A 24871-nucleotide genomic window follows, 5' to 3' on the forward strand; every position below is an offset into this window, starting at 1 on the left:
CAACTTTTGTTGTTGACGCCACCGTCAATAAAGTGGATCATGCACCGTACACGGTACAGATCGGGATCAGATGAAGAAACTTGAAGCACGTTTCTTCCGAACCCTTGGCGGGATTGAACCTGTCCGGGAATTTCTCAAGGAACTTGCGCCGCAAGACCGCAAAACACTCGGCATGGACATCGCCACCGTGGAATATGGCTGGCCTGTCGGCATGCCAGCCTGCCGGTCATTAGGCAAAGGTCTTTGGGAAGTCCGCAGCAACATTTCCGACAAAAGGATTGTCAGGGTTGTTTTCTGCATCGCCGACGGTGAAATGCTTTTGCTTCATGCCTTCATCAAGAAAACGCAAAAAACGCCCCAAACCGACTTTGACCTTGCTCTGACGCGCAAGAAGGAACTGGAACAATGACCAACCATACTGGCTCTTCTTTTGACGACTTTCTCGAAGAAGAAGGCATTCGCGAAGAAGTCGAAACCGTGGCCATCAAGCGAGTCCTCGCGTGGCAACTGCGTCAGGAAATGGAAAAGCAAAATCTGAGCAAGGCCGAAATGGCCCGCCTGATGAAAACAAGCCGCACCCAGCTTGAACGCCTGCTTGATGACACCAACGACAAGGTGCAGCTCGACACGATCCAGCGCGGCGCCAAGGCCGTCGGCCGCACGCTCAAGCTCGAACTGGTCTAAGCCCCCACATCTCCACTCTCTCGTCACTTCCGCGAAAGCAGGAGCCCCAACACAGCCAGCCCGACAGCGCATAGCTGCCCGGTTGATTCCGCATATTGACATATCGGAAAATCCCGATATATTTCACGTCATGGAAATGCTCGAAATATTCAAAGCCCTCTCGAACCGGACCCGCCTTGAAATCCTCAAAGGCTTGAAAGAGCCTGCGAAGAACTTTCCTCCGCAGGATGAAGGCGACGTCGATACGGTTGGAGTTTGCGTCAGCAGTATTCAGGAAGGTGTCGGACTGTCGCAATCGACGGTGTCCGATTACCTTGCGACGCTGCAACGGGTGGGTCTGGTGGAAGTCAGACGCATCGGTCAGTGGACCTACTACAAGCGGAACGAAGCAACCATCCGCGCTCTTGCCGAGGCTATCGGAAAAGAACTGTAGTTTTTTTGCCCGAATATATCGAGAAATTGCGATATCCCTTTTTGCCGAAATAAGGCAGTAAAATGAAAGTCCAGACAATGAAAGCTCAGATACTCAAATCCTTTGGCGGCCCGGAAGCCTTTGAACTTCAGGACGTCGCCAAGCCCGTCCCGCAGGCCGGACAGGTCCTTGTCCGTGTCCACGCCACCTCCATCAATCCGCTGGATTATCAGGTCCGGCGCGGTGATTATCCCGATTATGTACCCCTGCCCGCCATTACCGGGCATGACGTTTCGGGCGTCGTCGAAAGCGTCGGCCCCGGCGTGACCAGCTTCGTCCCCGGTGATGAAGTCTGGTACACCCCGCAGATTTTTGACGGGGACGGAAGCTACGCCGAATACCATGTCGCTTCGGAAAAAATTATTGGCAAAAAACCGGCCTCGCTCAGCCACCTCGAAGCCGCCAGTCTGACGCTGGTCGGCGGCACGGCGTGGGAGGCACTGGTGGTGCGTGCGGGCCTTCGTGTCGGTGAAAGCATCCTGATCCACGGCGGTGCCGGCGGTGTCGGCCATGTGGCAATCCAGGTCGCGAAAGCCATAGGTGCCAAGGTCTTCACCACCGTACGCGAAGATAACTTCGAATTCGCCCAAAGCCTCGGCGCGGACGTCCTCATCGACTACACCAAGGAGGATTATGTCGATGCCATCCTGCGCGAAACCGATGGCAAAGGGGTGGATGTCATCTTTGACACCATCGGCGGCAATACACTCGCCAAAAGTGCCGATGCACTGGCCCAGCTTGGCCGTGTCGTCTCGATTGTCGATATCGCACAGCCGCAGAACCTGATCGAAGCCTGGGGCAAAAACGCCAGCTACCACTTCGTGTTCACCCGCCAGAACCGGGGCAAGCTTGACGAGCTAAGCACCCTGATCGAACGCGGCCAGCTCCGCCCCCATGTCGGTGCCGTCTATTCACTGGCCGACATCCCGCTTGCCCACGCCCGGCTGGAAAACCCCGATAACGGCCTCCGGGGGAAAATCGCGATCAAGGTCGCTCCATAACCCGGCAACCACCCGACCACAACCTAACAACACCTCGACAACGCCGCACCTTCTGGTGCGGCGTTTCCTTTCCGGACAGGCCCCTTATCCTGCTTCCGCCAAAACTGGATTCCCGCCTTCGCGGGAATGACGACAAAGGGGCAGCGACCGCTCCCCACCCCCAAAACCCACCGTCACTCCCGCGAACGCGGGAGTCCAGCCTGCCCCTTCCTCAAAAACACCAGCCTTGATTGACTTTTAGCGATACAGTACCCGCACCTGTTCGCCCCAAACACGACACCAAGGCCCCACCATGATCAAAATCCAGCACGCCGAACCCCGCCACCGCACCGGATGGGAACGCCTCTGGCGGCAAAACATCATCCAGTTCGGCGCACCCGACATGCCAAACGACGTGATTGATGGCCTGTGGCAGCGCATCCTTGATCCCGGCCACCCGATGCAGGCATGGCTGGCCTTGGATCATGACCAAGATGATGATGACCAATCCGTCATCGGACTGGCCCACCTGATTATCCACCCGCACACCTTCACGCTGCGCGATGTCGCCTATCTCGAAGATTTCTGGGTATCACCCGATCACCGAAGCCGCGGCATCGGCGGCCTGATGATGGATGCCCTGCAGGAACAGGCCAGACAAAACAACTGGCTCCGCCTCTACTGGCTCACCGCCAGCGACAACCACGGCGCCCAACGCCTCTATGACCGGCTGGCAAAACGGGTTGATTCGGTGCTGTATAAGATTGATACAATTTAAAAGTTACACCATTAAAAATTCATACAACCAACGAGATATTATCCTATCTTTACTTCCCAGTAAGTCCGCAACCATATGCCAAATATAGTGACATTGGACGCCAATTAAATACACTTAAAGTTGAATTTCAATATATCGGGAAACATTTCAATGATCGACGAGAAAGAAAAATTAACAGACTACGATCACTACGCAATATCTCGCGTAGATACTGTTCAAAACTGGCGAATGGATGTGTTGAGCCACACTCACACTATCGCCAATGACAGCATCAAAAGCCTGATACTACTGAATGGGGGAACTATTCCTGCTTTAGCCACATTGAAAAGCTTATCACCAGCACCTGAAATTCAGGGATTATTTGCAGCTGTTGCACTTTTCATGCTTGGCCTGTTATTCGCCCTTTTCGCACAGCTCTCAATGCACATATCTCTCAGAATGATGGGACGACATTTTGATGCTGTCACCAGCGATTTCATCGACGCCTACAGAGCGTACCGAAAAGGTGGTGACAAATCCTCAAACGCGAAGGTTTTTGAAGAAAGGACAGACCAATCGTTGCTCAACGAAGCCAAAGAAAAGAAATGGAATCAAAGAGCTAGAATTTCTACGTTTCTCTCTTTACTATCATTTATCATCGGTGCGTTTGTCGCAATGTACGCATTCTACCCGGCAGCATCGTAGTCCGATGACTAAACTTTAAGCCTAATAACCTGCAGCGAATTACATTCCCGCCTGCGCGGGAATGACGAACCGGGGGTTCACTCTCCAACCACAAGAACCACCGTCACTCCCGCGAACGCGGGAGTCCATCGCGCCATAGGCTCGGTCTTGCCTAAGACGTCAAAGCCGCCCGTCCTCTCAAAACTTCAAAACGCACCAATCCACCCCAAAAAAACGACAAAATCCTCGCCTACAAACACCCGCGCTTGAAGGGATGTTAACCTTTCTCGGGTTCTGATAGGGGCAAACCGTCGTTGCATATGTGGATCTGATGACCGACATCCAGAATATTGAAGTTTCCCCGATGGAACACCCGTTGGCAGGACAGGTGATCGCCCTGACATCGGGCGGCACCGGCGGCCATATGTTTCCGGCGGTTGCACTGGCGCGCGCCCTTGTCAGGCGCGGAGCCCACGTGCTGTTTTTCACTGATGCCCGCGCCTCGCGCTATACCGAAGGGGTCGAGGGGGTTGAAACCATCATCCTGCCGGCCGGCGGCATTGCCGGAAAGGGCCTTAAGGGCCGTCTGACTGGCGCACTTCGCCTTGGCCTTGGCACGATGAAGGCGCGCGCGCTTCTGAAAAAATCCCGTCCCGCCGCGGTCATCGGCTTTGGCGGTTATGCCTCGATCCCGGCAACGCTTTCGGCCAAATGGCTTGGCATCCCGTTTGCCATTCATGAACAGAACGCGGTTCTGGGCCGGGCCAACCGGATGGTTGCGGGTGCCGCCCACCGCATCGCGACATCCTTCCCGACGGTCAAACTGATCGCGCCCAATGACGCGGCCAAGGTCATCTGGACCGGCAACCCGATCCGCCACGAAGTCGCCGCCCTCGCCAGCACCGAATATGACGCCCCAACATCCGAGGGCCCGGTGCGCCTGCTGATTACCGGCGGGTCGCAGGGGGCACGCGTTCTATCCGAAATTCTGCCCGCCGCACTGGTCGCCCTGCCGCGTGATTTGCGCAACCGCCTGATCGTGACCCAGCAGGCCCGCGAAGAAGACCTAGACGCGGTGCGCAAAACCTATGAAGGATCGGGCATTGATGTGACCCTGGCATCCTTTATCGATGACATCCCCGAACGTCTGCGCGATTGCCATCTGGTGATTGCGCGGTCCGGTGCCTCCACCGTGGCCGAACTGACCGCAGCCGGTCGTCCGGCCCTTCTGGTGCCGCTGCCCAGTGCGATTGACGATCACCAGCGTTTCAACGCCCAGCAGGTCGAAGAAGCCGGTGGCGCGTGGCTATTGCCACAAGACCGTTTCACGATCGAGATTTTAAGCGAACGTTTGACCAAACTTCTGCAAAACCCGGCGGCACTCACCCGTGCGGCCAAGGCTGCCAAGGCCACCGGTCGCCCCAATGCCGCCGAACGGCTGGCCGACATGGTGCTGGATCTGCTGGGGCTGAACCCGGCCGGCAGCCCCGATAATGATAACATGACAAAGAAAGACCCCCAGAAGGTATGAGGAGACACTCCATGAACACCCTGCCGCTCAACATCGGCACCATCCATTTTGTCGGTATTGGTGGCATCGGCATGTCCGGCATTGCCGAAATCCTGCACAACCTTGGTTACACGGTGCAGGGGTCCGATATTTCCGACAATGCCAATGTGCAGCGCCTGCGCGATCTGGGGATCAGGGTTTTCGTCGGTCATCAGGCCGCCAATGTCGAAGACGCCAAGGTGGTGGTGATCTCCACCGCCGTCAAACCCGACAACCCCGAAGTCGTCGCCGCGCGTGCTGATATGATCCCGGTTGTCCGCCGCTCCGAAATGCTGGCCGAACTGATGCGGCTCAAGGCCGCGATTGCGGTGGGTGGCACGCATGGCAAAACCACCACCACCTCGCTGGTGGCCACCATGCTCGATGCCGCAGGGCTTGATCCGACCGTGATCAATGGCGGCATCATCAATTCCTATGGCACCAATGCGCGCCTTGGCGATGGTGACTGGATGGTGGTCGAGGCCGATGAGTCTGATGGCACGTTCGTTAAGGTCCCCTCGACCATTTCGGTCGTGACCAATATCGACCCGGAACATCTTGATCACTGGAAAAACTTTGATCAGCTGCGCGATGCCTTCAAGAACTTCGTTCAGAACATCCCGTTCTATGGCTTTGCGGTTCTGTGCATCGACCACCCCGAAGTCCAGGCCCTGATCGGCAAGGTCACGGACCGCCGCATCTTTACCTTTGGCTTCTCCCCACAGGCCGATGTGCGTGCGGTCAATGTCCGTACCGAAATCGGCCAAAGCACCTTTGACGTGGTTATTCGCGAACGGGTCGATAGCGAGGAACGCGTGATCAGGGATGTCCGCCTGCCGATGGTTGGCGATCATAACGTGTCAAACTCGCTGGCCGCGATCACGGTCGCGCTCGAACTTGGCATTCCTGACGATAAAATCGTCTCTGCCTTTGACGGTTTCACCGGCGTCAAACGCCGCTTTACCAAAACCGGCGAGGTCGATGGTGTCACCATCATCGATGATTACGGCCACCACCCGGTCGAAATCAAGGCGGTGCTGAAAGCCGCCCGCAAGGCAACCGAAAACAACGTCATCGCCGTGGTTCAGCCGCACCGCTATTCGCGCCTGCATGACCTGTTCGAGGAATTCTGCACCTGCTTTAACGATGCCGACAGCGTGATCGTCGCCGACGTTTACGAAGCCGGCGAAAGCCCGATTGAAGGTGCCAATCGCGACGCACTGGTCGAAGGGCTGCGCAATCGCGGCCACCGCCATGTCGCCGCCCTTGAAGGCCCGGAATCACTGGCAAGCATGATCGCCAAGGAGGCCAAACCGGGCGATCTGGTCGTCTGCCTGGGTGCCGGATCGATCAGCGCATGGGCCAACGCCCTGCCCGCACAGCTTGAAGCGCTTAAGAACTGAAACTGAAACCGAAACCTGAAACGGATTTGACGAGTTTGTCATGAGTACGCCGGGACATCACACACCGCTTATTGATCGCCTGCCAAAGGTGCGCGGCAAGCTGCGCGAAGGCGCACAATTGTCCAAGGTCACCTGGTTTCAGGTCGGCGGCCCGGCCGATGTGATGTTCCGCCCGGCTGATGAAATGGATCTGGCCGATTTCATCAAAAGCCGTCCGGCCGAAATTCCGATCACCGTCATCGGGGTTGGCTCGAACCTTCTGGTCCGTGATGGCGGCATTCGTGGCGTGGTCGTCCGTCTGGGTCGGCCCTTTACCGATGCCATCATCAAGGATGGCGAAATTCATGCCGGGGCCGGTGCGCTTGACCTGAACGTTGCGCAAATGGCGCGCGACGCCGGGATTGCCGGGCTTGAGTTTCTGTCCGGCATTCCGGGCACGATTGGCGGCGCGCTTCGCATGAATGCCGGGGCCTATGGCACGGAAATCAAGGATGTTCTGGTCAGCGCCAATGCGATTGACGGCAATGGCGACCTTCATACCGTCACCGCCAAGGCGATGGATATGACGTACCGGCATTGTGGCCTGCCCGAAGACTGGATTTTCACATCCGCCATCCTGCGTGGCAAGCCGGGCGACCCGGCCGAGATCACCAAGCGCATGGATGAAATCCACGAAGCCCGCGCCGGATCACAGCCGATCAAATCGCGTACCGGCGGATCGACCTTCGCCAATCCCCTGCCCGATAGTGCATGGGAAGTCATTGATGCCGCCGGGTGCCGGGGGCTGACGATTGGCGGGGCGCAGATGTCGCCGCAACATTGCAATTTCATGATCAATCTGGGCAATGCCACCGCCTTTGATCTCGAAGAACTCGGCGAAACCGTGCGCGAGCGCGTGAAAAAACATAGTGGCGTCGATCTGCGCTGGGAAATCCGGCGCATCGGCGACCGACTGGGACACTCGATCATAGGAAAAGACGCATGAGCAAGCATGTCGCCGTCATTTATGGCGGCTGGTCCGCAGAACGCCCCGTTTCCCTGTCCTCGGGCACGGAATGCATCAAGGCGCTGCGTGAAAAGGGCTATCGCGTCACCGAAATTGATGCCGGTCGCGATCTGGCCGCCCAGCTTGCCGCGATTGACCCCAAACCCGATGTCGTATTCAACGCTCTGCATGGCCGCTGGGGCGAGGATGGCTGCGTGCAAGGGTTGCTTGAAATCATGGGCATTCCCTATACCCATTCGGGTGTGCGCGCATCCTCCATCGCCATGGATAAAATGTCGGCCAAGGCGATGTTCATGGAATATGACATTCCCTGTGCCCGCCATGTCTGGGTCTCGCGCGATGAAATCGCATCGGGCAATGCCCTGCCACCGCCCTATGTCCTGAAACCCAATAACGAGGGGTCCTCCGTCGGGGTGGAAATCATCCTGACGGCCGAGGAAGAACAGAACATGCTGGCCCGCGAATGGACGCATGGCGACGGCGTGATGCAGGAAGAATTCATTCCCGGCCGCGAAATGACCGTGGCGGTCAAGGATGGCAAGGCGATGGAAATCATCGAAATCATGACCGGCAATCATGCCTTTTATGATTTTGAATCAAAATATGTCGCCGGCGGCTCCGAACATATCATCCCCGCCGATATCCCCGGCGACCTTCGCGCCAAAATTCAGGATTGCGCCGAAAAGGCCTATCGCGCGCTTGGCTGCCGCGGGATTGCGCGCGCCGATTTCCGCTATGACCCGACTGAAGACCGCGTCGCGATCCTTGAAATCAACACCCAGCCCGGCATGACCCCGACATCGCTGGTCCCCGATGCCGCCCGTCATGACGGGCTAAGCTTCGCCGACATTGTCGCCTGGATGGTCGAGGACGCCTCATGCGAACGCTGATGCTCACACTTGTGCATAAAGTCTCTGGAAATGGCTGCCATGTATAGCACCCCGCCCAGCACCCTCGAAGAACAGGCCCGCGAACGCCGCGAGAAGCTTGAACAGCAGCACAGTGTTGGCGCCAACCTGAAAAAACTGGTGCGTGTTTTCTGGTGGTCGAGCCTCACGGCCCTGCTGATCGCCGGGCCCTTTGCGCTGTGGTATACCGGCAAGGCCGAAAAATGGTATGCGGTCGCCGAGGTCGAGGCGATCCGCCTTTCCGCCGAATTTGGCATGACGGTGAAAAATATCGAAGTCCGCGGTCGCGAAAAAACCGACCCCGAAGCCCTTCTTGCCGCCATCGGCCAGAAGCCCGGCACCCCGATTGTCACCTTTGATGTCGATGCCGCGCGCGAACGCATCGAACAGCTTTCCTGGGTGCGCGATGCAATTGTCGAACGCCGCCTGCCCAACACCCTGATCGTCTCGATCTCCGAACGCCAGCCGGTCGCCCTGTGGCAGACCGATCATGGCCATACCGTGATCGATGCCGATGGCGCGCAGCTTCAGGATTACGAACTGGGTGATTATCTTGACCTGCCGGTCGTGGTCGGCGCCGACGCCCCCGAACATGCCAGCGAAATGCTGACCACGCTTAAATCCATCCCGCGCCTGTTTGACATGGTCAGCGGCGCACAGCGCATCGGCAACCGCCGCTGGAACATCCAGCTTGCCAACGGCATGTTCATCCGCCTGCCCGAGGAAAACATGGACAAGGCCTGGGCACGCCTCGATCAGCTTGATCAAGAACACCACATCCTGTCACGCGACGTCCTGATCGTCGATCTCCGCCTGCCCGACCGCACCTTTGTCCGCCTGACACCGGGGGCGGCTGAGCAACGCCGCAACCCGCCAAAGAAGGGTAATGCGGCCTAGTGCCGCGTACCGTTTTCTCTAAAAAAAAGACCCGGAGCAAAAGGGCGGCTTCTGCTCCGGGGATAGCCGGTCGGTCGAAAATCAACCGTCCGGCCGGTGGGGGGTAAGGTCAAATTGCGTTATTTTGCAATCCGATTGACCGGCGCCAATCCCTGACGGATACGGTTGACGTTATCTGCCATGACATTTCTGCGCCGTTCAATCGTGCCATGCGTCCAGCCCGACATATGGGGCGTCATTGTAACGTTACCGAGCTCATGAAACGGCAGGCGCGAGGGATAGGTCACCGCGTCCGGTCCGCTCGGATACTGGTACCATGTATCAATAAAGGCATGTGCGATCAGGCCGTCTTTTAACGCCCCAAACAGCGCCTCTTCATCAACCACGCCACCGCGGCCGACATTCATGAAAACCGCAGTCGGCTTCATGCTGGCAAACGCCTTGCCATCAACAAGGCCGGTCGTGTTGGCCGCCAGCGGCAGCGTATTTACGACAACATCCACATGCGCCAGCATTTCCCTGAAATCATCAATGGCATGAAACGCATCGATCTGGCTCTGGTCCTCGGGGCGGGAACGGTTGGCAACATGCACATTCATGCCAAACGCCTTGGCGCGTTGGGCAATCGCCTTGCCGATATGCCCGTAACCCAGAATACCGATTGTGGTACTGCCAAGCTCCGTTCTCATGCCAGACGGACCACCCGCCCAATATTTCCAGTCCCCTTTGCGCAAACGCGCGTCGGCATCCGCAAGCGGAACATGACGTGACAGCAACGCACACATCGCATATTCCGCAATCGCAATCTCGTGCCCGAAACAATTGCAAAGATCGGCATCCACCGGCAGATCCGGAACACGGATGCCGTCATAGCCCGCACCTGGCACCTGATAAAGCTTCAGGTTACGCGGCGATGGAAAACTGTCATCAAACCTGATGCCGATAATGACATCTGCCGTGGCATAGGCTTCGCGATCCGCCTCACGGCCAAGATGATCGGGCAACAGAACAAGCTCATGCGCCGCATCAAGCAATTCGGCAAAACCGGGATGAAAAGTCGAGGCATTCGCCCCATGGAACACGACCTTCACGAAATCCTCCCAAATATGGTTATTATTTTTCGCTTTGATATTTTCTGATATTTCACAAAATTTCAATAGGAAAATCGCAAAATCCTATTGGCCCTCCGGCCCCTTATCTCAAAATGGATCAAAGTCCTGCGTCACGTCAAAAATGCTCGGTGCGATACTGTTTTCAAGAACCGGGAACATCGCATCCACAAACTCGATCAGCTTGTCCGACGCAATCAGTGCCGCATCCTTTTCCCCCTCGACAACCGCATTCAGCACATCGAGATGGCTGTCGATGGTCACGTCAAGCGACACCCCATCAACCGTCTGCGTATGATAAATCCATCCCAGACGGCGGAAAATCGTGTGCAGGGGACGCAACGTATATTCAAGAAACGGCTCGCCGCAGGCTGCCAGCATCATCTGATCAATCCGGCGATCGAATTCGTTGAACTCGACAATCGTCATCTTGTCGCGATGCGTTGTCAAAAGCCCGATCAGATGGCGCATCTGACTTCTGTGTGACGTACTCGCCCGCGCACTCGCCAAAGAAACAACAAACCTTTCCATATCGCGCCGCAGCCGCAACAGCAAATGGGTGCGTGTCAGGTCAATCGGCGCAATCTGGATGCCCTGGCGGGGCTGAATGATCATAAGGGTATCGGCTGACAGGCGCGTGACCGCCTGATGAACCGGCGTGCGGCTGATACCGGTTGCGGTTTGCAAATCCTGTATGCGCAGATAACTGCCCGGCTTCAATTCACAGGTCACGATAAGTTCTTCAAGCTTGTTATAGGCAAGCTCGTTCAGGTTTTTGCCCCCGCCCGATCCCGTTTTTCCCGGCTCGGAAGAATCGCCCGAAATGACCTTATCTTTCTGTTTCGACGCCATTATTTCTCTCTGTAATTTCATAAAAAGTCACAATATATTTGTTTTTATTCAATACCATATATACACATTCCCATGGATGGAAAAGTAAAACCTGTTGAAGTTCCCGCTTGATACATGCTACTGATGTTTCGTGAAATATCACAACATGTCACATAAGGGAGGAACCAACGACATGAAAAAACTAACAAAAACATTAACCGCTCTGGCCGCCACCGGCTTTCTGACTTTCACCACCTCACAGGCCTTCGCAGCCGACCCGACCCCGCTGCAATTCCAGACACATCACAACGCCTCCTCATTGCAGGGCAAGGCACTGTTGCGGTTTGCCGACCTTGTCAAAGAATATTCCGACGGCACCGTGCAGGTCGAAATGCACACCAGTTCATCGGTCGTGAACTCGAACGAAGCCTTCGAAGCATCCAGCATGGGCATCATTGACGGTGACGCAACCGGTGCGGGCTATATCACCGGCAAAAACCCTGCCTTCCAGTTCTATGGCGACATCATGGGCGGCTACAGCACCCCGGAACAGCTCCTTGGCTGGTACAGGGATGGCGGTCTCGACCTCGCAAACGAGCTGTATCACAAATTCAACATGCATCTTGTCGGTGTCTTCATCGCAACCCCCAAATCATTAAGCTCAACCACCCCGCTTGCCGGGATCAATGATCTTAAGGGCTGGAAATTCCGCTCGCCTCCGGGCATGGAATCCGAAATTTTCCAGAAACTTGGCGCTGGCCCGGTTGTGATGCCGTTTGGCGAGGTGTTCACCGCCATGTCCACCGGCACGGTTTCGGGGGCGGATGCCTCCACACTCGCCGTGAACAAGAAACTCGGCCTCTATGACATCGCCAAATACGCGACCTATCCCGGCTTCCATTCCATGCCGATCGAACATATCGCCATTAATCTCGAAAAATGGAATGCGCTGGACGAGGCCCAGCAAAAGGCCATGCAGGACGCCATTGCAACGATTGCCCCGGAAGTCATCGCAGAATCAAACAAGCTTGATCAGGAAGCCGCCAAGGAACTGACCGAGGCCGGCGTCACCCTCGAAGACTGGAGCAACGAAGACCGTCTGGCATTCCGCAAGGCGGCACAGGAAGTATGGGCCGACTGGGCAACGCGGAGCCCCGAAGCCAAAGCAGCCTATGACGCACATATCGCCTACATGAAGAAAAACGGCATCCTCGACTAACCAGCAAGTCCGTCATTTTGATCCTCGGGGGTTTCCCCCGGGGGCTTTTCTGGAGGTCCGCGATGCAGGCAACCCCGAAACGCGTGCGCAGCTTTCAATTCGTCGTCGCACTATTTTCCCTTCTTCTTTTGATCATTGTCGGGGTGACTTTTTACGAAGTCATCGCACGCTACATATTCAAAACCCCGACAATCTGGGCCAATGAACTGGCCCTGTGGCTCTCGGCAATCCTGTTTCTGGCCGCGGGCCTCTATGCCATGCAAAGAGACCAGCATCTCAGAATTACCGTCCTCTATGACGCAAGCCCCGCATGGCTTCAGCGCATATTCGATCTCATCACGCTGGCCTGCTGCCTGACATTCTGTCTGGGCATTGCATGGTTCGGCGCGCCCAGCTCGTGGCAATCCCTGATGAATTGGGAACCGTTTGGCACGGCATGGAACCCGCCGATCCCGGCAACGGTCAAGCCGCTCATTGTTCTGACAACCGGTTTGATGGCGCTTTACGCAATCATCAACTGCGTCAAAAGGTTCCGTGGCATCCCCGCCGACACAGCAGAATCAGTCACGGAGGACAACCGTGTCGATTGAACTCATTTCCATTATCCTCGTCGGTGGCGTCTTTGCCCTGATGGCGCTGGGTGTTCCGCTGGCTTTCGCCGCCGGGTCGCTTGCCGTCCTCGTCAGCTATCTTAAATTCGGTCCGGCGGTCATCGCACTTGCCCATAAAACGGTTTACGGGCTTGCGACCGAATATTCGCTGCTGTCCGTACCGCTTTTCATTCTGATGGCAACCCTGCTGGAACGCTCCCGACTGGCTCAGGATCTATACGATGCCCTGTTCAAGGTTTTCGGGAATCTGAAGGGCGGCGTTGCGACCGTAACCCTGATCATTTCCGTTTTCATGGCCGCCATCAGCGGCATCATCGGCGGCGAAATCGTTCTGCTTGGTCTGATTGCCCTGCCACAGATGATGCGCCTGCAATATGACCGGAAACTCTCCATCGGGATCATCTGCGCGGGCGGGTCACTCGGCACAATGGTGCCGCCCTCGATTGTCCTGATCATTTACGGCCTGACCGCCGATGTCTCGGTGCAAAAGCTCTTTCTGGCGTCGTTCGTACCGGGCTTCGCGCTCGCCTTTGCCTACTTCGCCTATATCTACATTCGCTGCACGCTTAATCCGGCCCTGACCCCAAAGGCACCGGAAAAGACCGAGCCCTTCACAAAACAGGATTTCTTACGCGGCGTTCTGCCACTGCTTGTTCTGATCGGCATCGTTTTTGGCTGCATCTATGGTGGGGTGACCTCCATTACCGAGGCCGCGGGCATCGCGGTTGGCGTATCCATCCTCATCATCGCCCTGCGATCCGAACTGAACATAACCATGCTGTGGCAGGCCCTGACACGCACCCTGCAATCCTGCGGGATTATCCTGTGGGTGACGTTTGGCGCGGCATCGCTGATTGCGATTTACAATCTTTCGGGCGGCCAGCGTTTTGTCACCGGCATGATCACCGGTCTGGATATCGCGCCAGTTGTCACGATCATGCTGATGATGGCGATCTTCATCGTCCTTGGGCTGTTCATGGACTGGATCGGCATCCTGCTTCTGACCATTCCGATCTTTGTGCCGATCGTCACCCAGCTTGGCTATGACCCGGTATGGTTCGGGGTGCTTTTCTCGCTGACCATGCAGGTGGCATTCCTCTCACCACCTTTTGGCCCGGCCGCTTTCTATCTCAAAAGCGTCGCCCCGCCGGAAATCACCCTTCAGACGATTTTCGCGTCTCTCTGGCCTTTCATGCTCATTCAGATCGCCTTCCTGGCGCTGATGCTCACCTTCCCGTCCATCGCGCTATGGCTGCCGGAAATACTCAATTAATCTGAATTCGGATAAGAAAATGAAGATCACAGCAATCAAAACCTACCGCGTAGACGAATTTGCCAATGTCCTGTGGGTCCATGTCGAAACGGATGCGGGCATTACCGGCCTTGGCGAAACCTTCTATGGTGCCGGTGCGGTCGAAGCACACATTCACGATACACTGGCCGGGCGCCTGATCGGGCAGAACCCCCTTCACATCGAAGCCCTGCACAAGGAAATGGTCAACCTGCCGATGGCACAGTCATCGACGGGCGCGGAATATCGTGCGGCATCCGCCATCGACATTGCCCTTTGGGACATCTTTGGCAAGGTCTGCGACCAGCCCGTCCATCAGATGCTGGGCGGTTTGTGCTGGGATAAAATCCGGATTTACAACACCTGTGCCGGATATCGTTATGTCCGCACCAACAATATCAAACCCGTATCGAACTGGAACCTTGGCGAACCGGAAGGCCCCTATGAGGATCTGGACGGTTTCATGAACCGCCCGGCCCAACTGGCCGAAAACCTTCTGGAATCCGGCATCACGGCCATGAAAATCTGGCCATTTGATCCGATGGCGGCCGAAACACGCGGTCAGTACATCACCGCCGAACAGATGAAAAAGGCGATCCGTCCCTTCGAAGAAATCCGCAAGGCCGTGGGCGACAGAATGGAAATCATGGTGGAATTCCATTCCCAATGGAACCTGCCGACCGCCAAGAAGATCGCCCGCGAACTCGAACAGTTCAGCCCGACCTGGTACGAAGACCCGATCCGCATGAACTCGCCACAGGCTCTGGCAGAATTTGCCGCATCCACCGATGTCTGGACCTGCGCCAGTGAAACACTGGGATCACGCTGGCCCTACAAGGATATGCTCGACCGCGATGCAACCCATGTGGTCATGGTGGACCTGTGCTGGACCGGCGGCCTTACCGAAGGCAAGAAAATCGCCGCCCTGGCCGAAACATGGCATCGCCCGTTTGCCCCGCATGACTGCATCGGGCCGGTTGGTTTTGCCGCCGCCATTCACATGTCGTTCAGCCAGCCAAACACCCTCATCCAGGAAAGTGTCCGCGCCTTCTACAAGGGTTGGTACAATGAACTGGTGACCGCTGTTCCGAAAATCGAAAACGGTTATGTCTATCCGATGGAAGGCCCCGGCCTTGGCGTCGAATTGCAGAAAACCTTCTTTGATCGCAGCGACCTGACCGTCCGCGAAAGCAAAGCCTGAAAATAAAAGCCCGTTGGAGGAAACATGTCTCTCGAACTTTTCTCGCTCGCCGGTAAAACAGCCCTCATAACCGGCTCTTCCCGCGGTCTTGGTCGCGCCTTTGCCGAAGGTCTGGCTGCGGCCGGGGCTACCGTCATCCTGAACGGCACCAATTCCGAACGGCTTTCGCAGGCCTGCAAGGAAATGTCTGATGCCGGCATGAAAGTCGATATGTCCCTATTTGACGTCACCGACGAAGCCGCAATCAGAGCCGCCTTTGACCGCTTTGATGCGGCCGGTATGCAAATCGACATCTTGATCAATAACGCCGGTATCCAGTTCCGCAAACCCATGCTGGAACTCGACACCGCCGACTGGCAGCGCGTGATTGATACCAATCTGACATCCGCCTTCATGATTGGCCGCGAAGCCGCCAAACGCATGGTCAAACGCGGGCATGGCAAAATCGTCAATATCGGATCGCTGACAAGCGAACTGGCGCGTGCCACCGTCGCCCCCTACACCGTCGCCAAGGGCGGCATCAAAATGCTGACCAAGGCCATGGCAGCCGAATGGGGCGAACACGGCCTTCAGGCCAACGCGATTGGTCCGGGCTACATGCTCACCGACATGAACGCGGCCCTGACATCCAACCCGGAATTTGACGTCTGGGTCAAGGCACGCACCCCCGCCCGGCGCTGGGGCCGGCCTGACGAACTGATCGGCACGGCGATTTATCTCTGCTCGGATGCGTCCAACTATGTGAACGGTCAGATCATCTATGCCGATGGCGGCATGATTTCCGTTCTTTAAGGTGATCTTACATGTACTCTGTTGTCATACATTCACCCCACGACCTGCGTGTCGATCAGATCGACCAGCCCGGCGCACCGGAACCGGGCACGATAACCGTTCAGATCGACAAGGGCGGCATTTGCGGCTCGGACCTGCACTACTATCATAACGGCGGTTTTGGCACGGTTAAAATCCGCGAACCGATGATTTTGGGGCATGAAGTCGCCGGTACGATCATTGCCGTTGGCCAAAACGTGACCGGCCTTGCCGTTAATGACAAGGTCGCGGTCAATCCTTCCATGCCATGCAACCAATGCCAGTATTGCCGCGCGAACATGCGCAACCAATGCACCGACATGCGCTTCTTTGGCAGCGCAATGCGCTTTCCCCATCAACAGGGCCTGTTCCGCCAACAGATCAACCTGCCCGCCGAACAACTGGTCAAGCTGTCCCCGGACATCAATATGGAACACGCCGCCTGCAGCGAACCCTTGGCCGTCTGCCTGCATGCCGTGCGTCAGGCCGGGGCGCTGTCGGGGAAAAAAGTCCTCGTTTCCGGTTGCGGTCCCATCGGCTGCCTGACCATTCTGGCCGCCGCCCATTCCGGGGCGCACTGGATTACCGCGACCGATCTGTCAAAGGCCGCCCTGGATGTTGCGGCAAAGGCAGGTGCCAATAGCTGTATCGATGTCGCCCGCAATGCCGATGCCTTCAAAACGCTCGGCATGAACAAGGGCACGCAGGATGTGGTCTTTGAATGCTCCGGCAGTCCGCAGGCGCTTGCCAATGCATTCGATGCGGTCAAACCGGGTGGCACCATCATCACGGTCGGCCTTGGCGGCAATGGCGAACTCCCGCTCAGTCTCGCCGTCACCAAAGAAGTCAGAATGATCGGAAGCTTCCGCTTTGATGCGGAATTTGCCCAGGCCGCAGAACTGATTGACCGCAAGGTCATTGACGTTTCACCGATCATCAGCTCGGTCCTGTCCTTCCGGGACGCCAAAACCGCCTTCGACCTTGCCTCGGATCGCAGCCAATCCATGAAAGTACAACTGGATTTCGGCTGACGGCTGACCTATTCGTCCGCGCGCCCCTATCGCCGCGCGGATCACCGGGGCGGGCAAGACATCTCGATAACCTTGCCCGCACTCGCTGCCGCCATCTATCTCGGGTAAAGATGCAGACCATACGCACGCGACCGCGTTAAACAGCTTTCATGGGTGCAAAACGCACTTCTCCCCCTTGCCCGCTCGCCCCCATCTTTGTCCGCCTGACCTCGGGCCACCAACAACACCTCAACCCACCAAAAAAGGTAACGCTGCCCGACGCCACATGCCCTGCCCGCAAAGTACCCCGAAACAATCCTCATACAAATACAATTAATGGCGGATTTTCGGGATTTATCTGGCAGACCGAGGCTCAAAAACTGCCTGAAATGCCGGTTTTGAAAATCAATTCCTCATACAAATAAAAACGCTATTTTCACGCTTCGCCGGGCCGATGATTCACGCCCGAAAAGCGATCAACAACCAAAAATCAATAATCGACTGTATTTTTCATTTTAAGTGAATAATAAATCCCGGAAATCTGGCGTTCAGATATCGTTGCGCCACACCGGGATTGGCGCGCTCAGCGATTGCAGATTTGCCCCTTCCCGTCCCTCGATCACGTCGAGCAGATGGGTCGCCAATTGCTGCCCGGCAACGATCAGATCCTCGCGCAGGCTGTCGATCCGGGGCCGGGTAAAGTTCAGCAAATCCGACGTTTCCTTGGCGATCACATCGATGTCCCGCCCGACATCCATCCCCGACTGGATCATCCCGTCAATCAGCGCCATCGCGCACAGCTCGCTTCCGCAAATCACCCCGTCGGGCACATAATCCTGATGGCGCAATGCCATGCCGGCCTGACGCAAAACCTCGCTGCTGCTATCAAGGTCGATCCCGCCAAGCACCTGAAAAGGAACACTTTCTGCCTCCGCCACCGCCGCCAGCCCCGCCAGCGTTTCCTGATAATAGGAAAACTCCGACGGCGGCGACAGCAGTGCCAGCCGCCTGCGCCCCCGCGCAATCAGGCGCCGTGCCGCCATCTCGCAAAACGCCCGGTTATCAAAATCATGGTAGGCATGATCGGGTGCCGAAAGGCACCGCCCATGCGCCACGAACGGCAGCCCGCTTTGGGATAGCGCCTGCACCCTCTCGTCATCGGGCCTGATATGGGTGATGATCACCCCGTCGGCAGCACGGGTATTAAGCACATAGCGCACCGGGTCCATCGGGTCATCGGTACGTGATTGTGGTGTTACAACAAGGTGATAGGGCGTGCCACGGATGACATCGGAAATGCCGACGATCAGCCGTCTGGCAAATTCCGGCACCTTGTCGGTCTGATCAAGGATCAGGCTGATAACATTGGTTTTTCCCGTCCGCAAACGCACCCCGGCCCGGTCCGGATGATAGCCGATGGCGTCCGCCACCTTGCGCACGCGCAGCTTGGTTTTGGCACTAATATCATGCGCATCCTTAAGCGCGCGCGACACCGTCGTCACACCAAGACCGGTCATTTCCGCAATGGTTTTAAGGGTCGGCCGGGATGGGGCGGCGGGGCGCCCGGCCTTCCCGGCAAGATCGTGATCGGACAGTTGTCAAAGCCTCCGTCGGGTATTTCTAGCGCAGTCTTACGCCGCTTTCAGGGTCAAAAAACACAACTTTTTCAAGGTTGAACACCAGTTCGGCATGGCTGTTGGCCTGCCCGTTCCAGTCCTGATGCAGGCGGGTCACCACCTCCTTGCCGCCCAGCGACGTGATGGCAAAAATATCCGCCCCGGCCGGTTCAACCACATCGATCCGGCACGATGCACTGACCGCCTGCTGCCCGTCACGCACCAGTGCCCGGTTATCGGCATCGGTAATCGCCTCGGGCCGGATGCCGATAATGACCTCCTGCCCGTCACGCGCCCGGACATCCGCAGGCAGTTGTTGAAATTCAAGCACCAGCGGCTCTTCGCCCGCCCGCGCCATTTCAACCGCATTGCCCCGCACCGTCGCCGGGATCAGGTTCATCGCGGGCGACCCCATGAAATCGGCAACAAACAGGTTGGCCGGATCGTTATAAATCTCCGCCGGGGTGCCGTATTGCTGGACAATGCCGTCCTTCAGAACCGCGATCCGCGTGCCCAGCGTCATGGCTTCGATCTGGTCATGGGTGACATAGACAATCGTGGTGCCGAATGTCTGATGCATGCGTTTGATTTCGGTGCGCATATCCACGCGCAGCTTGGCATCAAGGTTTGATAGCGGTTCATCAAACAGGAAAAGCTGCGGATTTCGCACAAGTGCGCGACCCATCGCAACGCGCTGGCGCTGCCCGCCCGAAAGCTGGCCGGGTTTGCGATCCAGAAGATGTTCGATCTGAAGCGTCTTGGCGACCTCGGCGACCTTGGCGTCGCGTTCATCCTTTGGCATGCCGCGCATTTCAAGGCCAAACGCGATGTTCTGCCCGACATTCATGTTGGGATAAAGCGCATAGCTTTGAAACACCATCGCGATATTGCGTTCAGACGGCGGCAGGTCATCAATGACATTCCCCGCAATACGGATTTCCCCGGTTGTCAGCTTTTCCAGCCCCGCAATGGTATTGAGCAAGGTCGATTTGCCACAGCCCGACGGCCCGACAAGTACCAGAAAACCACCTTCTTCAACATCCAGCGTAATGTCACGCAGCACATTGATCGGGCCAAAACTTTTGCACACCTTGTCGATTTGCAGAAAGGACATGATAACTTCCCTGTAAGTCTTTTTATGAGCTAACCCTTGACCGCACCGGCCATCAATCCGCGCACGAAATAGCGCCCGGAAACGATGTAAACGATCAGTGTCGGAAGGGCGGCAAGGACCGCACCGGCAAAGTGCACATTGTATTCCTTGACCCCGGTCGAGGACGAAACGAGGTTGTTGAGCGCAACCGTCATCGGCATTGAATCAAAATCGGCAAATGACGCCCCGAACAGGAAATCATTCCAGATATTGGTAAATTGCCAGATCACGGTCACCACAATGATCGGCCCCGAACTGGGCAGAAGAATGCGGGTGAAGGTCCGCCAGAACCCGGCCCCGTCCATCTTGGCCGCCTTGATCAGCTCGTCCGGGAATGCCGCGTAATAATTGCGGAAAAACAGCGTGGTAAAGCCAAGCCCGTAAACCACATGCACCAGAACCAGCCCGCCGGTCGTACCTGCCAGACCAATCATGCCCAGCACGCGTGCCATCGGGATCAGGACGATCTGGAACGGGATAAAACAGGCAAACAGCATCAGACCAAAAATGATCTTGTCGCCCGGAAACCGCCATTTGGTCAGGACATACCCATTCAGCGCCCCAAGGGCTGTCGAAATCGCCACGGCAGGCACCACCATCATGATGCTGTTGATGAAATACGGGCTTAATCCGGTCGGCTCGACCCCGATCTGGGCTTTGGACCACGCGGTCAGCCACGGCTCGAAGGTGAACATCTCGGGAAACGACATCATGTTGCCGCCCCGGATTTCATCAAGCGTCTTGACCGAATTGACCAGCATGACAAACAGCGGCAGCAGGTAATAAACCGCAAACAGGATTAGAACCGCATAAAGGGCTGCCCGCAAAAGCTTTCCGGTGCCAAAGGAGGGTTGCGTTGAACGGGACATTAGCGGCGCTCCCGAAGTTCGGAATAAAGATAGGGCACAATGATCGAGGCAATCATCGCCAGCATAATCACCGCCGACGATGCACCGACCCCCATCTGGTTTCGCGTGAAGGTATAGGAATACATAAACGTCGCGGGCAGTTCGGTCGCCCGCCCCGGCCCGCCATTGGTCAGCGCAATGACAAGGTCATAGGCCTTGATCGCCAGATGGGCCAGAACCACAAAGGCCGATAGGAACACCGGGCGCAATTGCGGAATGACGATACGGGTATAAAGGCTCCAGCGGCTCGCACCATCCATCTGGGCGGCTTTGAGGATTTCACTGTCGATCCCGCGCAAACCTGCCAGAAACATCGCCATGACAAAGCCCGACGATTGCCAGACTGCGGCAATCACCACGGTATAGATCGCCATGTCGCGATCCTTGATCCAGTTGAAGGTAAAGCTTTCCCATCCCCAGAGATGCATGGTGTTTTCAAGACCAAGCCCCGGATCAAGAAACCATTTCCATGCCGTGCCGGTGACGATGAAGGACAGTGCCATCGGATACAGATATATCGGACGCAAAATGCCTTCGCCGCGAATTTTCTGATCCAGCAGGATCGCCAGAAGCAATCCCAAAACCGTACAGATCGCGATATAAAGAATGCCGAAAATCGCAAGGTTTTGCAGGGCAATCAGCCAGTTCCGCTGCCCCCACAGATTGGCATAATTGCCAAGCCCTTCCAGTTCATAGGACGGCAGCATCCGGCTGTCGGTCAGCGACAGATAACCGGTGTAAGCAATAAATCCGTAAACGAATAAAAGGATCAGAAACAGGCTGGGGCTCAGCACCAGACGGGGCAGAACCTCCCGCAGGGTTGCCTGTGCCTTGCCGGGCAAGGATGGTTGCATGGGTGATTCTCCGCACTTTATCCGGCGGCCGGAATGTTATCCGGCCGCCGGTTTCATTTCGGTCTTATTGGGCGGACTCAACCGCGTTAACCAGCTCCTCGACAGCGGTTGCGCTGTCATATTCGCCGTTAAAATGCGCGGTAATCACGTCATACATTGCGTTTTTGACCCCGGCCGGAACCGAATGGCCATGCGCCATCGACCCGAACAGCGTGCCTTTTTCATTGGCAGCAGCCAGTTCGGCCATGCCTTTTTTGCCACACGCATCAAAATCATCATTCGGAACATCGGTGCGCGCCGGGACGGAACCCTTAACCACGTTAAATGCCGACTGGAAGCTTGGCGACATCACGGCAGAAGCCAGTTTCAACTGTGCATCCCGGCGATCCTCGCCAACCTGGAACATGACGAACTGGTCGGAGTTGAACGTCACCGCATCCTGGGTCCCGGGGAAACGGAAGCACAGGAAATCGGTATCAGGAACTTTGCCGGCATTAAGAAACTCGCCCTTGGCCCAGTCACCCATGAACTGCACACCGGCTTCCTTGTTGATCACCATCGCGGTCGCAAGGTTCCAGTCGCGGCCCGAGAAATTGTCATCAACATAGGTCCGCAGTTTCGCCATCCGGTCAAACACGGTTTTCATCGTATCCGAACCCAGTGCATCCGGATCGGTATCGATCATCGATGCCTGATAGAAATCCGGTCCCCCGGTTGCCATGACAACCGCGTCAAAGATGGTGGCATCCTGCCATGCCTGCCCGCCATGCGCGACCGCGGTGTAACCGGCCTCCTTGATTTTATCGAGTGCTGCGATCAGCTCGTCCCAGTTGGTCGGCTGTTTCAGGCCCAGTTCATCAAAAATCGCCTTGTTGGCCCAGACCCAGTTGGTTGAATGGACGTTGACCGGGGCAGCAATCCAGTGACCGTCATATTTCGAAAACCCTTTAAGGGCCTCGGGAACAACATCTTCCCAGCCTTCCTCGGCGGCCAGTTCATCAAGATTGGCCAGAACACCTTCGCCCGCCCAGTCCTTGATATCAAAACCCAGCATCTGCACGGCGGTCGGGGCGTTGCCCGATGTGACACGGGCGCGAAGCACGGTCATTGCCTGCTCGCCACCGCCACCAGCAACGGGCATGTCATTCCATGAAACACCCTGATCTTCGAGGTCCTTTTTAAGAACCTGAAGCGCCTTTGCCTCGCCGCCCGACGTCCACCAATGCAGGACTTCCACACTTTCCTGCGCCGATGCGATGCTGGTCGAAAGCCCGAGTGCCGCGATCATACCGATCCCGGCACGTGTCATTTTGCCAAGAAACATGCTGTTTCCTCCCTGTTGGTTTTTTAATTCGGCAGTTGATTACTGCAACGTTACAGTTGGGAGTCAAGCGGCTCCTGTAACGTTGCAGTACAGCAAAGCCGTCAGCAGGCAGAAAACCTGTGGTTGATCGGCGCATGTTTTTGCATCGCAAAACAGCCCCCGATATGCTGCCAAAAACAAGAATGCAGAAGACTCCACCCTGCCTTAACCAATTTGCAACAGCTTATGGGCGAAAACCGGCGTAAGGTCCGTCAGGAAAAGACAGATCAATTTATTAAAAAGTTCAGAGCATTCAATTGGCACGCAGCAAAACCAGATCAGGCTTGATCGCGGCCTTGGACATCGGCACGTCCAAGGTCTGTTGCTTTATTGCCCGTCGTGAAAAGGGCGAAGCCCCGAAAGTCATCGGTATCGGGCATAACATGTCCAAGGGGCTGCAAAGCGGATCAATTGCCAATCTTGACGCTGCGCAGGAAGTCGTCCTTGCGGCGGTGAATGCGGCCGAGAAAATGGCGGGCCACACAATTGATTCCGTCATCGTCAATCTGTCGGGCGGCAGCCCTGAATCCGAAACCCACACGGTTGAATTGCCGCTGGGCTCACGTCCGATCGGCAATCTTGAAATCCGCAAACTGAACGATCAGAAGGAAGCCGTCCTGCGTCAGGCAGGCGACGAGCTGATCCATACCGTGCCGCTGGGCTTCCGGGTGGATGCCGCGACGGGGCTTCGCGATCCGCGTGGCATGTACGGGTCCGTGGTCGGGCTTGATCTGCATTTTGTCCGCACCCAGACCGCCCCGCTTCGCAATCTGGAAACCCTTCTGGGCCGTTGCCATCTGGGGATCGAGGAAACGGTGGTCACACCGCTGGCATCCGGCCTGTCGGCTTTGACGGCTGATCAGCGCGACCTTGGCGCGACTGTCATTGATATGGGGGCCGGAACCACAAGCGTTGCCGTCTTCCACGGTGGTCAGGTGATCTATACCGCGACGGTGCCGGTTGGCGGGGCGCATGTGACACGTGATATCGCCTATGGGCTGAACACGTCGCTTAATCATGCCGAACGCATGAAAACATTGCATGGCAGTGCGCTGACATCGCCATCTGATGATCAGGAAATCCTTGCTGTTCCGGTGATCGGCGATGAAGACGAAAACAACGTCAATCATGTACCGCGTTCGATGCTGATCAACATCATCAAGCCTAGGCTCGAAGAAACGTTTGAGTTGATCCGTGATCAGCTTGACGAACATGGCCTGTCGCAGATCGGCGGCCGTTCCATCGTTCTGACGGGCGGCGCCAGCCAGCTTAACGCGATTGCCGATCTGGCAAGCCAGATGTTTGAACGTCCCGCAACCATTGCCACCCCACACGGTGTATCGGGCCTTGCCGAAGCAACCGCGGGACCGGCATTTTCGGCCTGTGCGGGTTTGTTGTTGCGCGCCCTGCAGCAGCAGAACGACCCGCTTAGCGAAGCCATGAACCAGATCCGCCAGTCGGGCGGGCGCTGGGGCCGGCTTGGCGCGTGGTTCAAGGAAAACTTCTGAAACCGAGTTATTTTCGGGGCCGATATCCGAAACCGGACGGTTCGCGA

The 24871-nt window shown here is 56.6% G+C and carries 25 protein-coding genes; 18 read left to right on the forward strand and 7 right to left on the reverse strand.

The features are described from left to right. The first annotated feature begins 70 nt into the window (after positions 1–70). From R1T41_RS03280 to R1T41_RS03330, 11 genes are all read left to right on the forward strand, one after another. Positions 71–409, forward strand: coding sequence for a type II toxin-antitoxin system RelE/ParE family toxin (locus R1T41_RS03280; protein ID WP_062960707.1), 339 nt, complete (start codon positions 71–73; stop codon positions 407–409). Further along, entirely contained in the window at positions 406–684 is a 279-nt protein-coding gene (locus tag R1T41_RS03285) for a helix-turn-helix domain-containing protein (protein WP_037992159.1), read from the forward strand. Before R1T41_RS03280 ends, R1T41_RS03285 begins: the two co-directional genes overlap by 4 nt. 136 nt (positions 685–820) lie before the next feature. Next, positions 821–1117 (forward strand): metalloregulator ArsR/SmtB family transcription factor, encoded by a 297-nt coding sequence (locus tag R1T41_RS03290; RefSeq protein WP_317339929.1) that lies wholly within the window; start codon positions 821–823, stop codon positions 1115–1117. A 62-nt stretch (positions 1118–1179) separates the two neighbouring features. Further along, positions 1180–2157, forward strand: coding sequence for a zinc-dependent alcohol dehydrogenase family protein (locus R1T41_RS03295; protein WP_317339931.1), 978 nt, complete (start codon positions 1180–1182; stop codon positions 2155–2157). A gap of 292 nt (positions 2158–2449) precedes the next feature. Beyond that, positions 2450–2914: a GNAT family N-acetyltransferase gene (locus R1T41_RS03300; protein ID WP_317339933.1), complete on the forward strand. Its 465-nt coding sequence runs from the start codon at positions 2450–2452 to the stop codon at positions 2912–2914. Positions 2915–3064: 150 nt separating this feature from the next. Then, on the forward strand, positions 3065–3598 hold the full coding sequence (locus R1T41_RS03305) for a hypothetical protein (protein ID WP_317339935.1): 534 nt from the start codon (positions 3065–3067) through the stop codon (positions 3596–3598). 310 nt (positions 3599–3908) lie between these two features. After that, on the forward strand, positions 3909–5108 hold the full coding sequence (gene murG / locus R1T41_RS03310; RefSeq protein WP_317339937.1) for an undecaprenyldiphospho-muramoylpentapeptide beta-N-acetylglucosaminyltransferase: 1200 nt from the start codon (positions 3909–3911) through the stop codon (positions 5106–5108). 11 nt (positions 5109–5119) lie between these two features. Beyond that, positions 5120–6529, forward strand: coding sequence for a UDP-N-acetylmuramate--L-alanine ligase (gene murC / locus R1T41_RS03315; RefSeq protein WP_317339939.1), 1410 nt, complete (start codon positions 5120–5122; stop codon positions 6527–6529). Positions 6530–6569: 40 nt separating this feature from the next. Beyond that, complete coding sequence (gene murB / locus R1T41_RS03320) at positions 6570–7514, forward strand: UDP-N-acetylmuramate dehydrogenase (protein WP_317339941.1); 945 nt, start codon at positions 6570–6572, stop codon at positions 7512–7514. After that, positions 7511–8425, forward strand: coding sequence for a D-alanine--D-alanine ligase (locus tag R1T41_RS03325; RefSeq protein WP_114111381.1), 915 nt, complete (start codon positions 7511–7513; stop codon positions 8423–8425). Before murB ends, R1T41_RS03325 begins: the two co-directional genes overlap by 4 nt. A gap of 39 nt (positions 8426–8464) precedes the next feature. Beyond that, positions 8465–9340 (forward strand): cell division protein FtsQ/DivIB, encoded by an 876-nt coding sequence (locus tag R1T41_RS03330; RefSeq protein WP_317339943.1) that lies wholly within the window; start codon positions 8465–8467, stop codon positions 9338–9340. Between the two features lie 119 nt (positions 9341–9459). Here R1T41_RS03330 and R1T41_RS03335 read toward each other — a convergent pair whose 3' ends face one another. Both R1T41_RS03335 and R1T41_RS03340 read right to left on the reverse strand, forming a co-directional pair. Further along, on the reverse strand, positions 9460–10431 hold the full coding sequence (locus tag R1T41_RS03335) for a 2-hydroxyacid dehydrogenase (RefSeq protein WP_317339945.1): 972 nt from the start codon (positions 10429–10431) through the stop codon (positions 9460–9462). Positions 10432–10539: 108 nt separating this feature from the next. After that, positions 10540–11301, reverse strand: a complete 762-nt coding sequence (locus R1T41_RS03340; protein ID WP_062960715.1) for a GntR family transcriptional regulator — start codon at positions 11299–11301, stop codon at positions 10540–10542. 172 nt (positions 11302–11473) lie between these two features. On the opposite strand from R1T41_RS03340, the gene R1T41_RS03345 reads away from it, so the two are divergent. The 6 genes from R1T41_RS03345 (at position 11474) to R1T41_RS03370 (ending at position 17443) form a co-directional block, all read left to right on the forward strand. After that, entirely contained in the window at positions 11474–12499 is a 1026-nt protein-coding gene (locus R1T41_RS03345; RefSeq protein ID WP_317339947.1) for a TRAP transporter substrate-binding protein, read from the forward strand. Between the two features lie 62 nt (positions 12500–12561). Next, positions 12562–13089 carry a TRAP transporter small permease subunit gene (locus tag R1T41_RS03350; RefSeq protein WP_062960717.1) on the forward strand — a complete coding sequence of 176 codons (528 nt, stop codon included), beginning with the start codon at positions 12562–12564 and terminating at the stop codon, positions 13087–13089. Further along, complete coding sequence (locus R1T41_RS03355; RefSeq protein WP_037992146.1) at positions 13079–14383, forward strand: TRAP transporter large permease subunit; 1305 nt, start codon at positions 13079–13081, stop codon at positions 14381–14383. The genes R1T41_RS03350 and R1T41_RS03355 overlap by 11 nt, the downstream gene beginning before the upstream one ends. 19 nt (positions 14384–14402) lie before the next feature. Next, positions 14403–15602 carry a mandelate racemase/muconate lactonizing enzyme family protein gene (locus tag R1T41_RS03360; RefSeq protein WP_062960718.1) on the forward strand — a complete coding sequence of 400 codons (1200 nt, stop codon included), beginning with the start codon at positions 14403–14405 and terminating at the stop codon, positions 15600–15602. 24 nt (positions 15603–15626) lie between these two features. After that, a complete protein-coding gene (locus R1T41_RS03365) occupies positions 15627–16394 on the forward strand; it encodes an SDR family oxidoreductase (protein ID WP_317339951.1) in 768 nt (255 codons plus the stop codon). Positions 16395–16405: 11 nt separating this feature from the next. After that, complete coding sequence (locus tag R1T41_RS03370; protein ID WP_317339952.1) at positions 16406–17443, forward strand: L-idonate 5-dehydrogenase; 1038 nt, start codon at positions 16406–16408, stop codon at positions 17441–17443. A 527-nt stretch (positions 17444–17970) separates the two neighbouring features. Here R1T41_RS03370 and R1T41_RS03375 read toward each other — a convergent pair. The 5 genes from R1T41_RS03375 to R1T41_RS03395 all read right to left on the reverse strand — a co-directional run bounded on the left by R1T41_RS03375 (position 17971) and on the right by R1T41_RS03395 (position 23277). Further along, positions 17971–19017, reverse strand: coding sequence for a LacI family transcriptional regulator (locus R1T41_RS03375; protein WP_317341561.1), 1047 nt, complete (start codon positions 19015–19017; stop codon positions 17971–17973). A 25-nt stretch (positions 19018–19042) separates the two neighbouring features. Continuing rightward, entirely contained in the window at positions 19043–20152 is a 1110-nt protein-coding gene (locus R1T41_RS03380) for an ABC transporter ATP-binding protein (protein ID WP_317339954.1), read from the reverse strand. Positions 20153–20181: 29 nt separating this feature from the next. Then, positions 20182–21060: a carbohydrate ABC transporter permease gene (locus R1T41_RS03385; protein ID WP_114111398.1), complete on the reverse strand. Its 879-nt coding sequence runs from the start codon at positions 21058–21060 to the stop codon at positions 20182–20184. Continuing rightward, a complete protein-coding gene (locus R1T41_RS03390; protein WP_062947736.1) occupies positions 21060–21953 on the reverse strand; it encodes a carbohydrate ABC transporter permease in 894 nt (297 codons plus the stop codon). The genes R1T41_RS03385 and R1T41_RS03390 overlap by 1 nt, the downstream gene beginning before the upstream one ends. Positions 21954–22017: 64 nt before the next feature. Next, entirely contained in the window at positions 22018–23277 is a 1260-nt protein-coding gene (locus R1T41_RS03395; RefSeq protein ID WP_114111400.1) for an ABC transporter substrate-binding protein, read from the reverse strand. 296 nt (positions 23278–23573) lie between these two features. Here R1T41_RS03395 and ftsA point away from each other — a divergent pair, with 296 nt between their 5' ends. After that, complete coding sequence (gene ftsA, locus R1T41_RS03400; RefSeq protein ID WP_062947737.1) at positions 23574–24824, forward strand: cell division protein FtsA; 1251 nt, start codon at positions 23574–23576, stop codon at positions 24822–24824. Positions 24825–24871 lie beyond the last annotated feature (47 nt).

This window comes from Thalassospira lucentensis (genome assembly GCF_032921865.1).
Lineage (GTDB): Bacteria > Pseudomonadota > Alphaproteobacteria > Rhodospirillales > Thalassospiraceae > Thalassospira > Thalassospira lucentensis_A.

What these genes read in the sequence shown, in the direction of transcription:
- R1T41_RS03280 (WP_062960707.1), top strand. Translation starts at nt 71, where the DNA reads ATGAAGAAACTTGAAGCACGTTTCTTCCGAACCCTTGGCGGGATTGAA.
- R1T41_RS03285 (WP_037992159.1), top strand. Translation starts at nt 406, where the DNA reads ATGACCAACCATACTGGCTCTTCTTTTGACGACTTTCTCGAAGAAGAA.
- R1T41_RS03290 (WP_317339929.1), top strand. Translation starts at nt 821, where the DNA reads ATGCTCGAAATATTCAAAGCCCTCTCGAACCGGACCCGCCTTGAAATC.
- R1T41_RS03295 (WP_317339931.1), top strand. Translation starts at nt 1,180, where the DNA reads ATGAAAGTCCAGACAATGAAAGCTCAGATACTCAAATCCTTTGGCGGC.
- R1T41_RS03300 (WP_317339933.1), top strand. Translation starts at nt 2,450, where the DNA reads ATGATCAAAATCCAGCACGCCGAACCCCGCCACCGCACCGGATGGGAA.
- R1T41_RS03305 (WP_317339935.1), top strand. Translation starts at nt 3,065, where the DNA reads ATGATCGACGAGAAAGAAAAATTAACAGACTACGATCACTACGCAATA.
- murG (WP_317339937.1), top strand. Translation starts at nt 3,909, where the DNA reads ATGACCGACATCCAGAATATTGAAGTTTCCCCGATGGAACACCCGTTG.
- murC (WP_317339939.1), top strand. Translation starts at nt 5,120, where the DNA reads ATGAACACCCTGCCGCTCAACATCGGCACCATCCATTTTGTCGGTATT.
- murB (WP_317339941.1), top strand. Translation starts at nt 6,570, where the DNA reads ATGAGTACGCCGGGACATCACACACCGCTTATTGATCGCCTGCCAAAG.
- R1T41_RS03325 (WP_114111381.1), top strand. Translation starts at nt 7,511, where the DNA reads ATGAGCAAGCATGTCGCCGTCATTTATGGCGGCTGGTCCGCAGAACGC.
- R1T41_RS03330 (WP_317339943.1), top strand. Translation starts at nt 8,465, where the DNA reads ATGTATAGCACCCCGCCCAGCACCCTCGAAGAACAGGCCCGCGAACGC.
- R1T41_RS03340 (WP_062960715.1), bottom strand. Translation starts at nt 11,301, where the DNA reads ATGGCGTCGAAACAGAAAGATAAGGTCATTTCGGGCGATTCTTCCGAG.
- R1T41_RS03345 (WP_317339947.1), top strand. Translation starts at nt 11,474, where the DNA reads ATGAAAAAACTAACAAAAACATTAACCGCTCTGGCCGCCACCGGCTTT.
- R1T41_RS03350 (WP_062960717.1), top strand. Translation starts at nt 12,562, where the DNA reads ATGCAGGCAACCCCGAAACGCGTGCGCAGCTTTCAATTCGTCGTCGCA.
- R1T41_RS03360 (WP_062960718.1), top strand. Translation starts at nt 14,403, where the DNA reads ATGAAGATCACAGCAATCAAAACCTACCGCGTAGACGAATTTGCCAAT.
- R1T41_RS03365 (WP_317339951.1), top strand. Translation starts at nt 15,627, where the DNA reads ATGTCTCTCGAACTTTTCTCGCTCGCCGGTAAAACAGCCCTCATAACC.
- R1T41_RS03370 (WP_317339952.1), top strand. Translation starts at nt 16,406, where the DNA reads ATGTACTCTGTTGTCATACATTCACCCCACGACCTGCGTGTCGATCAG.
- R1T41_RS03380 (WP_317339954.1), bottom strand. Translation starts at nt 20,152, where the DNA reads ATGTCCTTTCTGCAAATCGACAAGGTGTGCAAAAGTTTTGGCCCGATC.
- R1T41_RS03385 (WP_114111398.1), bottom strand. Translation starts at nt 21,060, where the DNA reads ATGTCCCGTTCAACGCAACCCTCCTTTGGCACCGGAAAGCTTTTGCGG.
- R1T41_RS03390 (WP_062947736.1), bottom strand. Translation starts at nt 21,953, where the DNA reads ATGCAACCATCCTTGCCCGGCAAGGCACAGGCAACCCTGCGGGAGGTT.
- R1T41_RS03395 (WP_114111400.1), bottom strand. Translation starts at nt 23,277, where the DNA reads ATGTTTCTTGGCAAAATGACACGTGCCGGGATCGGTATGATCGCGGCA.